This window comes from Falsibacillus pallidus (genome assembly GCF_003350505.1).
GTDB lineage: Bacteria > Bacillota > Bacilli > Bacillales > DSM-25281 > Falsibacillus > Falsibacillus pallidus.
Genome location: NZ_QQAY01000005.1, coordinates 64,467 through 78,982, shown reverse-complemented (window position 1 = coordinate 78,982; position 14,516 = coordinate 64,467). Strand labels below are relative to the sequence as shown.

Annotated in this window: 15 protein-coding genes and 1 riboswitch; of the genes, 9 read left to right on the top strand and 6 right to left on the bottom strand. The window is 44.9% G+C overall.

Translation table 11 applies throughout. The annotated features are described in order from the left end of the window. Window positions 1-111: 111 nt before the first annotated feature. A riboswitch (purine riboswitch) is annotated at window positions 112-213 on the bottom strand. Between the two features lie 193 nt (window positions 214-406). Continuing rightward, window positions 407-1,381 (top strand): hypothetical protein, encoded by a 975-nt coding sequence (locus tag DFR59_RS10775; protein ID WP_114745647.1) that lies wholly within the window; start codon window positions 407-409, stop codon window positions 1,379-1,381. A gap of 39 nt (window positions 1,382-1,420) precedes the next feature. Then, window positions 1,421-2,692, top strand: coding sequence for a hypothetical protein (locus DFR59_RS10770; protein ID WP_114745646.1), 1,272 nt, complete (start codon window positions 1,421-1,423; stop codon window positions 2,690-2,692). Window positions 2,693-3,290: 598 nt separating this feature from the next. Here DFR59_RS10770 and DFR59_RS10765 read toward each other — a convergent pair. Continuing rightward, window positions 3,291-4,277, bottom strand: a complete 987-nt coding sequence (locus DFR59_RS10765; protein WP_245948453.1) for a YeiH family protein — start codon at window positions 4,275-4,277, stop codon at window positions 3,291-3,293. A gap of 110 nt (window positions 4,278-4,387) precedes the next feature. On the opposite strand from DFR59_RS10765, the gene DFR59_RS10760 reads away from it, so the two are divergent. Further along, window positions 4,388-5,287, top strand: a complete 900-nt coding sequence (locus DFR59_RS10760) for a LysR family transcriptional regulator (RefSeq protein WP_114745645.1) — start codon at window positions 4,388-4,390, stop codon at window positions 5,285-5,287. Between the two features lie 245 nt (window positions 5,288-5,532). On the opposite strand, the gene DFR59_RS10755 is transcribed toward DFR59_RS10760, so the two are convergent. Together DFR59_RS10755 and DFR59_RS10750 are read right to left on the bottom strand one after the other, a co-directional pair. Next, window positions 5,533-6,810 carry an MDR family MFS transporter gene (locus tag DFR59_RS10755; RefSeq protein ID WP_114745644.1) on the bottom strand — a complete coding sequence of 426 codons (1,278 nt, stop codon included), beginning with the start codon at window positions 6,808-6,810 and terminating at the stop codon, window positions 5,533-5,535. A 165-nt stretch (window positions 6,811-6,975) separates the two neighbouring features. Next, window positions 6,976-8,208, bottom strand: a complete 1,233-nt coding sequence (locus DFR59_RS10750; RefSeq protein WP_114745643.1) for an aminopeptidase — start codon at window positions 8,206-8,208, stop codon at window positions 6,976-6,978. A 90-nt stretch (window positions 8,209-8,298) separates the two neighbouring features. Here DFR59_RS10750 and DFR59_RS10745 point away from each other — a divergent pair, with 90 nt between their 5' ends. Next, on the top strand, window positions 8,299-8,655 hold the full coding sequence (locus DFR59_RS10745; RefSeq protein ID WP_114745642.1) for a DUF488 domain-containing protein: 357 nt from the start codon (window positions 8,299-8,301) through the stop codon (window positions 8,653-8,655). Window positions 8,656-8,707: 52 nt separating this feature from the next. Here DFR59_RS10745 and DFR59_RS10740 read toward each other — a convergent pair whose 3' ends face one another. After that, a complete protein-coding gene (locus DFR59_RS10740; RefSeq protein ID WP_114745641.1) occupies window positions 8,708-9,139 on the bottom strand; it encodes an RrF2 family transcriptional regulator in 432 nt (143 codons plus the stop codon). Between the two features lie 155 nt (window positions 9,140-9,294). Between DFR59_RS10740 and hmpA the strand changes: the two genes are divergently transcribed. Continuing rightward, window positions 9,295-10,518 (top strand): NO-inducible flavohemoprotein, encoded by a 1,224-nt coding sequence (hmpA, locus tag DFR59_RS10735; RefSeq protein ID WP_114745640.1) that lies wholly within the window; start codon window positions 9,295-9,297, stop codon window positions 10,516-10,518. Between the two features lie 36 nt (window positions 10,519-10,554). Here the strand turns inward: hmpA and DFR59_RS20255 are convergent, their stop codons facing one another. Then, complete coding sequence (locus tag DFR59_RS20255) at window positions 10,555-10,713, bottom strand: hypothetical protein (protein WP_170137274.1); 159 nt, start codon at window positions 10,711-10,713, stop codon at window positions 10,555-10,557. A gap of 172 nt (window positions 10,714-10,885) precedes the next feature. Between DFR59_RS20255 and DFR59_RS10730 the strand changes: the two genes are divergently transcribed. The 4 genes from DFR59_RS10730 (at window position 10,886) to motB (ending at window position 13,243) form a co-directional block, all read left to right on the top strand. Further along, entirely contained in the window at window positions 10,886-11,260 is a 375-nt protein-coding gene (locus DFR59_RS10730; RefSeq protein WP_114745639.1) for a DnaJ family domain-containing protein, read from the top strand. 20 nt (window positions 11,261-11,280) lie between these two features. Continuing rightward, window positions 11,281-11,511, top strand: a complete 231-nt coding sequence (locus DFR59_RS10725; RefSeq protein ID WP_114745638.1) for a hypothetical protein — start codon at window positions 11,281-11,283, stop codon at window positions 11,509-11,511. A gap of 156 nt (window positions 11,512-11,667) precedes the next feature. Beyond that, a complete protein-coding gene (gene motA / locus DFR59_RS10720) occupies window positions 11,668-12,468 on the top strand; it encodes a flagellar motor stator protein MotA (protein ID WP_114745637.1) in 801 nt (266 codons plus the stop codon). Beyond that, the gene (gene motB, locus DFR59_RS10715) at window positions 12,455-13,243 is read left to right on the top strand and encodes a flagellar motor protein MotB (RefSeq protein ID WP_114745636.1); all 789 of its coding nucleotides are present in this window, start codon (window positions 12,455-12,457) and stop codon (window positions 13,241-13,243) included. The genes motA and motB overlap by 14 nt, the downstream gene beginning before the upstream one ends. 62 nt (window positions 13,244-13,305) lie before the next feature. Here motB and DFR59_RS10710 read toward each other — a convergent pair whose 3' ends face one another. Beyond that, window positions 13,306-14,505 (bottom strand): MFS transporter, encoded by a 1,200-nt coding sequence (locus DFR59_RS10710; RefSeq protein WP_114745635.1) that lies wholly within the window; start codon window positions 14,503-14,505, stop codon window positions 13,306-13,308. Window positions 14,506-14,516 lie beyond the last annotated feature (11 nt).

Sequence of the window (14,516 nt, the reverse complement as noted above, 5' to 3'; positions counted from 1 at the left end):
CTTTAGATGATTGGTACGTCATCAGATGTCAGACTTCTCAAAAGAAAATAAAAAAATCGTGAATTCAACCTTTTATAAAGAAAGTCTGAACCCACGATGGATAATTGATTTAATCAATCTGACTTTCCCTATAGTCCAGCTATTTACGGCAGCCGGGTAGAAACGTATGGTCCATATCACCATCTTTATATAAGGAAACCGTATGAAGTTGATTAGTATTTTATCAGAGGCTTGGGACTTTCTCAATAGTAATTCGTAGGAAAGTTATCACAGTTAAAAAGAGAGAGAATTCTGAACAAGCAGGGTCATTTTTAGATTTTGAAAAATTTTTTTAAAAAAAGTGATCCAACTCTTTATCTTCTTCGTTAGCTATGTAGAAAAAGGACGAAGGGAGGTGAAGAAGAACGTGCGAAACAAATTGGCCTATTCGCTCATTTTCCTTGGTATTCTCGCATTTCCGTCCATGGCATCTGCACATGGGGGCCTGCTTTCAGGCGTAGTCGATCAGACGACCAAAACGGTTGATCAAACGTTGGATACGGCTGATACGGTGCTGAATGGAAAGGAAAATGAAAAGTCAGACGACACAGTCCTGGACAAGGTTGCAAGCACAGTGGATTCTATAGCAAAACCAGTGAAGAGTGTGACTAACAGTGTGGAAGATACAGTGAAAAACACAGTGAAAAACGTTGTTGGCACAAAGTCAGATGTGAAACTGGTGGATGTCGATCTAGGTGAAAAGCCGAAAATCAAAGTGAACACGGGCATCGCGGATATTGAAGTGGATGAGTCTCCTTCCGTTAAGATTGGGAAGGAAGCTGACGATTCAACGGATAATTCGGCTGTGAATGCGGATGTAGGACCGGTCGAAACGAAAGTATCCACTATAAACCCTACGGTAAAAGTGGAAGTTGGCCACTCTAAACAAGAGGACAAGCATTCTGTTAAAGAACATCCAGTTGAAGTACAAGCGGATGCCGCCCAGCCAAAGCAGACAATTGCACCATCCATTAAGCCTAAAGAGGAAAAGGGTGAACCAGTTTCCGCATCGGACAATGTGCAAAAGGTGAAAATGCCTAAGGTACAGCCTTTGATGGAGAACCATCCGGAAGGAAAGACTCCGGTTCATCATCAAAAACATAGGACAGGACATTATGAAGCCATTGTTCCTGCAGGTGGATCTAGTATGCAGACCACTGCCTCTAGCGGAGGAACAGGAACTGCCGTGTCCCCAGCGTTCGCTGCAATATTAGGAAGCGGCTTTGATCTGGAATACCGTTATTTGCAGCCCAAGACTGGAAAGTCCAAAATTTATTATGATCAATGGCTGAATGCACCACCTTCTCAACCTCCGAAATCTTTCTTCTTTTTAAATGTTTGAATATAAAAAAACTACTAAAAAGAAGAAGGAGCGAGTACATTGAAAAAAACAAATTTCATTAAAACATTGACTATTACAGGAAGCCTTGCAGCAGGAATTCTAATCGGAGGACAAGCTAGCTTTGCAGCAGAGCATGATTCTTCATTGAACATTGTCAACAATCTGACTGGATCACTTCACCTGATGGGTGACCACGATTCTTCAAATGCAGCTGCAGATGTTTCATCTGAAAACGTCGTGAATTTTCAAAGCCAATCTAGCGATGATCAAGAAGGTTCATTAAAAGCTGGAGAGAATGCAAAAGCCGGTGTATCAGCAGAGCAGAGCGACCGTGGAAATGACAATCGTTCATCTGTCTCCGCCAATGCGGGTGCTGATGTGAACGCTATGACGAAAGATAGTGAGGACCAATCTTCATTGAACGCAAAAGCAGATGCAGGCGTTATGGCGGAAGCGAAAAGCACAGAAAATGGCGACATGAACAGTGCAAAGCTAGGTGTCGACACTAAGGCAGATGTGAACGCTATGACGAAAGATAGTGAGGACCAATCTTCATTGAACGCAAAAGCAGATGCAGGCGTTATGGCGGAAGCGAAAAGCACAGAAAATGGCGACATGAACAGTGCGAAGCTAGGTGCCGACACTAAGGCAGATGTGAACACGATGACAAGTGATGAAGAAGATCAAACTTCATTGGATGCGAAAGCAGATGCAGGTGTTTGGACAGAAGCAACAAGCACAGAAGATGGAGACATGAACAGTGCGAAACTTGGTGCCAACACAATGGCAGATGTGAATGCAATGACAAGCGATGAAGAAGATCAATCATCATTGGATGCAAAAGCAGATGCAGGTGTGTGGGCAGAAGCGAAAAGCACAGAAGATGGCGACATGAACAGTGCAATGCTAGGTGCCAACACAATGGCAGATGTAAACGCAATGACAAGTGATGAAGAAGATCTATCATCATTGGATGCAAAAGCAGATGCAGGTGTGTGGGCTATGGCTGAGAACGATGAGGATTCAAGCAAACTCGGTCTAAATGCAATGGCAAATGTAATGGCTGACTCAATGTATTCTTCAGATAACGACCACAGCAACAGCAGCTTAATGAGCAATTTGAACACTAGACTTTGGATTGAAAATAATGATGATCAACTCAACACCAATCTTGACCTTATGGCTGGATTAAGTGCAATGTCATCAGATGACGAAGATAATTTCATGAGCAGCTTGGCTCTAGATGCTTCTTTGAATCTAATGCTCGATTCCGAGTATGATGATAATCATGATTCATTGTTAAATCTATAAGCAGAAAGTAAAAGGATAGCTGGAATCCAATTTTGGGTTCCAGCTTTTTTAATTGGTTGGAAAAATGTATAACATTTGTGCGTAAAACATTTAATCACTAAAGGAAATCGAGGATTTGGTGAACAATTAGGAAAGAAATCTAGTAGGACAGGGTCAAATCCTGAAAAACCAACTCGAAAATCATGGTGGATGGTCCTCTCCGGAGATTCTATGCGCGAAAAATGCTTCCCTTTGCGCCATTTTCCAAACTCTATGCGCGAAAAATACCAGGCTATGCGCGAAACCACACCGCTTATGCGCCAAAACCCTCCTCCTATGCGCGAGTGAGCAGAATAAGGGCAAATTCAGCCTTAACCCTCGTGCACGAGACCCTGCAAAATTCGACAAAAGTCGGGGCGTGTCCAGCTCCAGCGCCTAGCCGCTCGAGGTCATAAGCCGCAACTCTACGGAAATCAGGATTTCCTACGTGTTCCGTCTTATGCGTGTCGCGGCTTTCAAGGCGCTTCCTCTTTTCTTAGTGCCTGTCACATTTTGTGATGGGGCTGCTTTTACTTCTTATTCGTTGGATAAAAAAATAAGGCTCGGCGGCACCCGAACCTTAAATCGCAAGCATTGTGAGAAAGAACGTGGCGACGGACAATACGATGGAGACAATGAAAATCGTCAGCAGCGGTCTCATGGCTTTGTCTTTGAGCTGCTTAAAGTGGATATTCAGCCCGAGTCCGGTCATGGCCATGGTCAAAATAAAAGTGGTGACTTTTGAAACGGTGTCCATTATTTGAGGATTTAATAGTCCTTTTTCATCTAAAAGGGTGCCGGCTATGCTCATTAATACAAATCCGATCAGGAAATATGGAAAGGAGATGGATGCCTGTCCCTGGCTTGCATCTCTTTTTTTCATCCAATACATAAAGGCGAAGCTCACCGGAATCAACAGAAGGACACGTCCGAGTTTAGCTAATAGGGCGAGTGCTAATGCGTCTCCTCCTGCAGGCTCAGCAGCCAAGGCGACATGCGCGATCTCGTGAAGGCTGACGCCGCTCCATAAAGCATAGTGCCCTGACTGAATTGGAAACCAGGAATAAAGCAAGGTGTAGGTAACGGAAAAAATGGTCCCCATCAGTGCAATGATGCCGACGCTCAGTGCGGTATCCTCTTCTTTTGCCTTGATGATCGGTGCAATGGCAGCAATGGCCGCGGCCCCGCAGATGCCGGTCCCAGCCCCTAGCAGAAGAATGGTCGATGCGTCGCTTTTAAGTTTTTTGCCAAGCCAAATCATCAGGAAAATGGAAAATACGATCGAAAAGATCCCAAGCAGGATGACGGCCGGGCCTTGCTTGACAATCAGAATGATATTTAATCTTAATCCAAAAAGGATGATGGCCAATCTTAGCAGCTTTTTGGAAGAAAAATCGATGCCGGGCTTGATGGACACAGGATACCCTGCAAGCTGCCGGTACACTATCGCTAGCAGGATAGCAGAGGCGAGAGGTCCAATGCTGCTGAAAAATGGAGCTTTTGAAAGGAGTGTCCCAAGCAGCGCGATGATCCCCGTAAATAATATACCCGCGGTAAAATTTTTCATTTTGAATCCCCCAATCTATCCCTTTTATCATAGTCCTGTTTTTCGTATAATGAAAATTAATCATTTTGATGAAAAGTATAAGTAATAGCTTATAGAAAGGTGGGGTGACGATGGAGCAGAAGTACCTCGTATTTTTAACAGCTGCAAGGGAGAGAAGTTTTTCAAAAGCCGCGGAAACCTTGTTCATGACACAGCCTGCGGTGAGCCAGTATATTTCGGGTCTGGAAAAAGAACTGGGTGCTGCACTCTTAATCCGGCAGACGAAAAATATTAAGCTGACAAAAGCGGGTGAGATTCTGAAAGATTATGTTCTGGAAATGAAGGAACTCCATGAAAATATGAATCGTGCCATTCAATCTGTTTTGAATGAGCCTAGGGGTGAGCTCCGAATCGGCGCTAGCTATACATTTGGGGAGTATATTCTGCCGCACACCATTTCCGATTTGCTCGTCAAATACCCTAATGTCCACCCGAGCATCACAATTGGAAATACGGCTGAAATCGCTGATCGAGTACTTGCAAACAAGCTGGACATTGGTGTGATAGAAGGGCAAAAAGTGCATAAAGAACTATCGCTGGAAAAACTGTCCAATGATGAAATGTACTTGATTGCCGGAAAGAATCATCCGCTTGCAAAGAAGAAGACGCCGATCGAGATGGAGGATTTGGCAAATGAAAGATGGATTGTCCGGGAAAAAGGATCCGGTACAAGGGAAGCGGTGGACCAATGTTTGTCGAAGCATAACTTGAAGCCGGTAGACATGATGGAATTCGGCAGCACTCAGATCATCAAGGAATCCGTGGAAGCAGGGCTTGGCATCACACTCTTGTCCAAATGGGCGATTCGAAAAGAAGTCGATGCCGGAGTACTCAAAATCATTGATTGCGAAGATACCCCGGTGGTGCGCGACTTTTCGATCATCAAGCAATGGGAGAGCGGGGGTTCAAAGACGATAGAGGTGTTCAGCGAGGTGCTTAGGGGGTATTTTGGCGGAGAGTCCACTAAATAATAGTTATCCACATGTGGACAATTCTTTTTTATCCACCTCATCACCAAGAAATTTAGATAAACAAGTCGATTTTGATTAAACATTCTCATCTTATCCCCATAAAGAACAACTTCGCATTTTATAAAAACTGCTTGATACTGAAGTTTTCAACAAATCATCCACATTATTAACACCAGATGGCCAATCCTAATATAGTTTTCCACTAGATTTACACAAAAAACACCCCACCAAAGTGGGATGCTTTATCAAATTGCTTCCGCCTTGCGCTTCTCGAACAGCTGGAATGTGACCCAGTATAGGCCGGCGCTTATCAAGGAAAGGACGGTCAGTGAGTAGAATGTCCATTGGAAGCCGAATAGTGTTGTGAGCGGAATGGCCAGCGGAGCGAGGGTTCGCCCGATTGTGTAGCGTAGGCTGGCCGCTGCAAAGTATTGGCCGCGCATGTGCTCAGGTGCAAGCTTGGAGATGAAGCTTTGCTGAAGACCGGCTGTCATGAGTTCGGCGAATGTAAAGATTGCCATGGCGATGATCATGCCCCATGCTGTGCCGAACACACCCATCAATAGCATAGACAGTGCGTATGTGACAGCGGAGACCATGAATACATTGCGTTCGCGGAAAGTGTTCATTTTTTTGGTGACATAAACAGTCAGGATCGCCACGAGGAAGCCGTTTTCGGATAACACAAATCCGAAGAGCTGCTCGCTTTTTAAGGTGAAATCCCAATTTCCAACGTTTAATAGTGTAGCATTCTTGATTGTGTCTTTAATATAGACAGGGACAAGCAAATCGAGCTGCATGAAGATCTGTGCGCCGATGATCCCTGCGAGTATATAAAGCAGGAAGATTCGATCGCTGCCGATGACTTTGTAGTCCCGGACTTGATTCATCAGTGCCTCGTACCATTTTAACCGCGGGGCTTCCAAAGCAGCATCCTGTGAGACCAGATTCGGTGCGGTTTCCCTTGTGTATTTGATCAACAAGAGGGAAAGGAGGATGCAGATGAAGCCGGCGATGACCATGACTTGGAATGGGTAGTTGACATAGAAGATCCCTCCAAGAATCGGTCCGATGACGACTGCGATATTAATAGATGTATAGAAGACGGCGAATACGCTGCTTCGGTCTTTTTCATCCACGACATCTGCGACCATTGCCTGGCTTGCTGGCCAGTAGACGGAGCCGAACATGCCGGCAAACGTAAAGCAGATGAAGCCGAGGATCGGTGAGTGGATCCATGGTGAATCTGCCAATCCGAAAATGAAGAAGGCAGCACCCTGGCCGAAGGATGCGAGGACCATCATGCGCTTGCGTCCGTATCGGTCTGCGTAATAGCCGCCAAGCAAGTTGGCCGCGACGGAAAATACTTGTGAAAAAATGAGTAGAAATCCTGCTTTCTCTTTCCCGAATTCATCTGTAAAGTACAGCGTCAAGAACGGGAAGAACATCCAAAACGTGATATTGATCAAGGCTTCCCCAAACAGCCTGATCTGAAGATTGCGGTCCCAATCTCTTATTCTCATACAAAACACCCCTATTCTGAACCGTAATCTTCCATATCATACATTGCACATCTAGGGGAAGACAAGATAAAAGAGCCAAGTTTACTAAACTTCGGAATAGTCTGTTTATTATTTTTCTCCATGAAAAAGAGGCAGCGCAATTGCACTGCCCCGAAGTCGATTCTATTAGAATGCCCAGTCGCCGCTGCGGAAGACAGGCTCGCTGTTTCCGTCTTTTGTGATGCCGTCGATATCCATTTCGGCAGAACCGATCATGAAGTCAACGTGCGTGATGGAAGAGTTCAAACCGTGCTTCTCCAAGTCTTCCTGGGACATTTGCTTGCCGCCTTCCAAACAGAACGCATAAGCGTTACCGATGGCAAGGTGGTTGGATGCATTTTCATCATATAGCGTGTTGTAGAAAAGGATGTTTGATTGTGAAATTGGAGAATTGAATGGTACGAGTGCAATTTCTCCAAGGTAATGGGATCCTTCATCTGTTTCAACAAGCTGCTTCAAGATTTCTTCGCCTTGCTCGGCTTTTACATCGACAATTCTTCCTTCTTTAAATGTAATGGTGAAGTTATCAATGATGTTTCCGCCGTAGCTCAATGGCTTCGTGCTGGATACCGTTCCGTTCACGCCTGTTTTATGAGGGACTGTGAAGACTTCTTCCGTCGGCATGTTAGCCATGAACTCATGTCCTTGTGCATTCGTGCTTCCAGCGCCGACCCATAGGTGGCCTTCAGGAAGTTCGATGGTCAAATCAGTGCCAGGTGCTTTGTAGTGGAGCTTTTGGTAGTTTTTATCGTTCAGATACTTCACTTTTTCATGAAGGTTAGCATCATGGTCTTTCCATGCCTGCACCGGGTTATCCACATCTGAGCGTGTTGCTTTGAAGATAGCGTCCCAAAGCTTTTCAACCGCTTCTTCACCATCGCGGTCAGGGAAGACCATGCTGGCCCAGTTCTCTGATGGGACGGCAACTACTGTCCAGCTCACTTTATCGGACTGTATGTATTGACGGTATTTTTGAGTGGCTTTTCCAGCAGCTTTCTGCCAGTTGGAAATTCTTTCGCCTTCGACTCCTTTTAAAAGGTCAGGGCTTGAAGACATTACAGACATGAAGGCAGCTCCCTGCTCAGCCAAGTCTTCCATTTCCTTTGCACGCCATTCAGGGAATTCCATGAAGGCTTCTTTTGGAGCGAGATCATATTTCAAGCGGGTGACAGTATCGTCTCCCCAGTTGACTACGACATTTTTGGCGCCTGCTTCATATGCTTTTTTAACAGCCAAGCGGACAAATTCAGCAGCATCAAGAGCAGCTGTGATGACCAATGTCTGGTCCTTTTGAATATTGACGCCGACTTTAACCGCTAGTTCAGCGTATTTCTCTAAGTTTTCCTGGAAAGTTGCCATGTATCATTCTCCTTCTATTCAGAATGTTCAATTCTATTTTATCAGTGTTAAGATAGAATGGAAACGATTTAGTCGCAAGGAGGGAAAAAGATGTTCGAGATCAAAAGAATCTATGAGGACCCTGCTGATGCGGATGGAGAAAGAGTGCTGGTTGACCGTCTTTGGCCAAGAGGGATTTCAAAGGAAAAAGCCAAGCTTTCCAAATGGATGAAGGAGGTTGCGCCGAGTCCTGATCTCCGGAAAGAGTTCAATCATAAACCGGAAAAATTCGAGCAGTTCAGGGAAGAGTACTTGAAGGAATTGAAAATGGATGAGAAAAAAGAGGACATCGATTGGCTCCATGAAAAAGCGGCGGATGGAAAAGTGACACTTCTTTACGGGGCAAAGGATGAGAAGCATAACCATGCCATCGTGCTGAAAGAATATCTCGAAAACGAAAAAGGCTGACTTTTGAACTCGTCAAAAGCCAGCTTTTTCTATTTGTCCAATTCCGCTTTTCTTATAATAAAAATTTCCGATATGCATCCGGATCTCCGACGAGGTCGGCAAGTGTATATCCGTCGAGTACGGTCATGTAGGCTTGAAGGGCTTTCCAAAGCGCATGCTTCAGGCCGCAGACAGGCGTGATCACGCATTGATTGTTTTTGCCGTCAAAGCATTCGACCATATGAAAATCTTCTTCTGTCTTCCTTACGATTTTTCCGATATTGATATCCTCAGGTGTTTTTGCCAGCCTGATTCCGCCGTTTCGGCCTCGGATGGTTTCAACCAGGCCCATTTTCCCAAGCTCATATGTGACCTTCATTAAATGGTTTTTTGAAATGGAATAGGCATCTGCAATCTGCTTGATGTTGGCCAATTCATTGTTTTTCAGCGTAGCTAAATATATAAGCACCCGCAAGGAGTAATCTGTATAATTTGTCAGTCTCATTGTTCATCACCTGCACCTATTATACTCATTGTGACAAATCATTGTCTAAATTTGTGACAGAAATTTTAAAGATGTATTTAAAATATTGCTTTAAGGATTGCCGAGGAGTATCTTAAAGATGTATTAAAAATACTACTTTAAGAGGAGCGGTTTACATGCTATCCCAAAAAACTATCGAGATTGTGAAATCCACTGCACCTGTATTAGAAGTTAAAGGTCAAGAAATTACAACGGCTTTTTATAAATTATTATTCTCCAACCATCCGGAATTGTTAAATATCTTTAACCATGCAAATCAATCACAGGGACGCCAGCAAACAGCTTTGGCAAACACTGTATATGCTGCAGCAAAATACATCGATCAGCTGGAAGTTTTAGTTCCTGCGGTAAAGCAGATCGCCCATAAACACAGAAGTCTTGCGATCAAACCGGAACACTATCCAATCGTCGGAAAATATTTATTGGAAGCGATCAAAGAAGTGCTGGGCGAGGCAGCAACGGATGAAATCATCAATGCCTGGGCAGAAGCTTACGGGGAAATCGCCAATGTCTTCATCAGCGTGGAAAGAGCGATGTACACAGAAGCCCAAGAACAAGAAGGCGGCTGGATCGATTTCAAGGAATTCGTCGTGGCTGACAAAAAAGAAGAAAGCTCTGTTATCACATCATTCTATTTGAAACCAAAAGATGGTGGAAAAGTAGCGAGCTTCACTCCTGGACAATATATCACAATCCAAGTATCCATCCCAGGTGAAAAATATATCATGAACCGCCAATACAGCCTTTCTGATGCGCCGGGAAAAGACTACTACCGCATTTCCGTAAAGCGCGAAGCAGAATGCAATCCAAAAGGAAAAGTATCAAACTTCCTTCATGATGGCGTAAATGTCGGCGATACGATCAAAGTCAGTGCACCAGCTGGAGACTTCGTATTGGAAAGCAATCCACATGCTCCAATCACATTGATTGCAGGGGGAGTCGGGGTGACTCCGATGATCAGCATGCTGAAAACATTGGCAGATCAAAAAGCAGAAAACACCATTACATTCATCCAGGCAGCTCGCAACAACCAAATGCATGCATTCTTGGATGAAGTGAACGAAGCTTGCGACAAGCTAGATAATGCCACTGCATATTTCGGATATGATGCAGACAGCTCTGCGGGCCACTTCCAAGGATATATTGAAAAGAGCTTCCTCAGACAAGCTGTTCCATCATCAGATTCTATCTGCTATGTCTGCGGACCAGCTAGATTCATGGAATCCATCATCCGCCAACTCAAAGAAATCGGCATTCAGGAAGACCGCATCCGCTACGAATTCTTCGGACCGGCAATGACACTCAACACAGAACCAGTAGAAACAGAAGCCAAAAACTAATGAATGAAGGCGTGCTGAAGAAGCACGCCTTTTTGTTTACTCGCTTTCTTCAACGCGGTTCTTGAATGCTTCTTGCGTTGTGATGAATTCTTCGTCTTCGATTCGTTCCTTCGTATGCTTCTTCGCCTGGCTGTTTTTAGGGAAATCGCCAGGATTTCCTTTTTCTTTGTGGTTGAAGCCTGTGCCTCTTGCCAATTCGTTCACTCCTTCCTGATTGGATACTTATAGCTTTTCCAGAACGCCTTCACTTATGAAATTGTAAAAATGTTGCAATTTTGACACGATTCAAGAGCATGTAAGCGTTTTCTTAACCGGCTGTTAAGATATAATAATAGTAGTAAATATATGATAGAAGGGTGCTGGCAATATGGATTTTTTCAGTATCATTTCCGAACAGAGAATTAAAGAAGCACAACGAAACGGTGAATTTGATAATCTGCCCGGCTACGGAAAACCTTTGCCGAAAGACGAATTTGAACATGTTCCACCCGATATGCGCATGGCTTACCGTATAATGAAAAATGCGGGATACTCCATGGAAGAAGCTGAAATTCGCAAAGAAATGATGTCAATCGAAAAGCTGATTTCCATGTGTGAAGACGAAGAAGAAAAAGAAGGCTTGAAAAAAGAACTCAACGAAAAATACGTGAAGTTCAATCAATTCATGTCCAAGCGTAAGAAAGACACCAATTCATCGATTTTCAAGAACTACGAAAGTAAAATTGAAAAGAAATTATTATAAATACTGTAGGGAGCCTCTGAGTGGGCTCTTTTTTGTTGGATTTACAGCAGGAATCAATGGGGTTACTGCTTTCCCACAAGCTCTATGCGCGAAAAATTCTTGCCAATGCGCGAGAACCGGACCGCTATGCGCCGGCCAACACAGTCTATGCGCCAAATCCCCTTTCTTATGCGCCAGCGGCCATTTTAGCATTACATATGCTAAATCAAGTGCAGAAAAACCAGCAGCATTCGACAAAAACCGGGGCGTGACCTTTTGGGCACCTTTAGGAAACTCAACACTTTTTTTAAAGAAGTGTTCAATAGTTTCGATTTGGGCCGATATAAAGGATAGACATAGTTCAGAGAGCCAGGGCTGCAGCAATAAGTCCAAGCAGTCTGGAAATAACGATTTAGGGTGAAGTACATATGGATAAAACATCAGTCATTGGCATCATATTGGGGATTGTTGCAATCGGAGTGGGTATGTTTTTTAAAGGGCTGAGCCCGATGATCATCATCAATCCAGCAGCGATTTCCATCATCATTCTTGGAACGATTGCCGCCGTAACCATCGCGTTTCCGGCAACAGACCTCAAGAAAGTTCCTAAACTATTCGGTATTTTATTTAAGGATAAAAAACAGCTGAATCCAAAAGACGTCATTTTATTATTTTCGGATTGGGCACAGCTGGCGCGAAAAGAAGGCCTTCTTGCACTTGAAGCTAAAACTGCCGACGTGGAAGATACGTTCTTGCGCAACGGTTTAAGCCTTGCCGTAGATGGACAAAGCGCGGATTATATCCGTGATGTTTTAAATGAAGAAATTGAAGCGATGGAAGACCGCCATAATTCCGGAGCTGCAATATTTTCACAGGCAGGCACCTACGCACCGACACTGGGGGTGCTCGGAGCTGTACTTGGTCTGATTGCGGCATTGAGCCACATGGACGATCAGGCAGAGCTTGGAAAAGCCATTGCAGCAGCATTCGTTGCCACGATGCTCGGGATTTTCACCGGATATGTCCTTTGGCATCCATTTGCCAATAAGCTACGCAGAAAGTCGAAGGAAGAAGTCAACATTAAGCTGATGATGGTAGAGGGCATCCTTTCCATTTTGGAAGGAGAGGCGCCAAGGGTCATCGAACAAAAGCTTGCTTCCTACCTGCCAGCAGGTGAGCGGAATAAAATCCTAGACGAAAGCGGTGTAAAGCAGGATGAGCAGGCGTAAGAAAAAGAAGCATGATGACTCCCATATCGATGAATCCTGGCTTATCCCGTATGCGGATCTTTTGACACTGGTACTTGCTTTATTTATTGTTTTGTTTGCGGCAAGTTCAGTCGACGCCCAGAAATTTCAGTTGCTCTCCAACGTGTTTAATGACATTTTCATCGGGGGAGAAGGGGTCATGGATTACCCGCAGCCATCCCCGGAAGATGATACAGCAAAAACACATGGGCTGAAGCAGGCCGATCCTGTTGAACAGCAGACACAGACGGATTTGCAAAAGAAAGAACAGCTGCACAAGCTCGATCAGGAAGAACTCAAACAGATCCAAGTGAAGATCAATCAGTATATCCAGCAAAAAGGGCTGAAGGAGAAATTCGATACATCCCTGACAGATGAAGGGCTTCTCCTGACAATCCGCGACAACGTCCTGTTCAACTCGGGACAGGCAGAAATCAGGAGCAACGATATTGACGTCGCCAAAGAAGTCTCCGACCTGCTGGTCATGGATCCACCTCGGAACGTGATTATCAGCGGCCATACGGATAATGTGCCAATCCACACTTCGAAGTTCGAATCGAACTGGGAACTAAGTGTCATGCGCGCTGTCAACTTCATGAAAATCATGCTGCATAATGACAAACTTGATGCCCGCTGGTTCAGCGCCAAAGGCTTTGGCGAATTCAAGCCGATTGCCTCAAACGCAACTCCAGAAGGCCGATCAAAGAATAGAAGGGTAGAAGTCCTTGTTTTGCCAAGGCACAGTCTGCCTGAATAAACGCATAAACATATCCGCCACAAAAAGCCCGCCACTGTGTACTCAGTGGCGGGCTCTTCCTATTAAGCAGATAATTTCTCTTCTTCCACAGCTGCCCCCCGCTTTTTCCTGCCATGAAGCAGGTGGTAGCCTACTCCCATAATCAGGATGTAAATGGACAGGTAAAGGTATAGCTTGCTATATCCGGCCGCGGCTGCGAGGAGTCCTAGAAGGAAGGACCCTGATCCGATTCCGGAGTCAAAGACGGTGAAGAACGTCGCAGTGGCTATGCCTCTCCGATGGGGCGGTGCTGAATTCAAAGCCACAGTTTGAAGTCCTGGAACCAGTGTGCCGTAGCCAAGTCCGATCAACGCGCCTGCAACCAAGAGCAGCGGTGCGGAATGGACGATGCTCAAGACAAACATTCCGATGGCAAAAAACAAAATGGACGGGTAGATGATGAAATTTTCCCCGTAGCGGTCAAACCATTTTCCCGTGAAAGGTCTGGATAAGATGATGGCCGCCGCGTACACAACGAAGAAGAAGCTCGCGGCTTCGACAAGTCCCAATCCTTTCGCATAAACAGAAATGAAGGAAAGGATGGAAGAATAGGCAAATGACAATGAGCCGGCCGATAACGAAATCGGCAGGGCTCTTTTTTCGAAAAAGTCATGGATGCTCAGTTTCGGCCGCTGGACAGAAGAGTGTTTTTTTGCGCCTGCCGGTAATTTTACTAGAAGTGCGCATCCAAGAGCTAATGCAGCGAATATGGCACAAAGTAAAAACAAGACATGAAAGCTGCTGTAGTGAATGACCGTCAAACCAAGGAACGGACCGATAACCATGGCCAAGTTCATAAACGTAGCGAAGTATCCCATTCCTTCCCCGCGGCGTTCATTTGGAACGATATCTGCTGCAATCGTCCCTGTCACGGTCGTTGCCATTCCAAAGCCGATTCCATGGAAAAAGCGCAGCGCCAATAAAACAACGAAGCTTTTTGCCAGAAAGTAAAAAGGGGTAGCGACGAAAAAGAGAATCATGGAAATCAACAGGATTTTCTTTCGGCCAAGGCTTTCGATCCACCTGCCTGAAAATGGTCGGCAAAGGACGGCAGAAACGAGGAAGATGGCGACGATGAGCCCGATTTCCTGTTCATTGCCGTGAAGCTCGTCCAACGTGTAGATCGGCAGGGTGACAAGCAGGATATAAAAGGTCAAAAATAAAAAGAAGCTAGAAAAAGAGATTCCGAGGAATTCCTTCGTCCAGAGTTTTTGTGTGTTCATTCGAATATTCC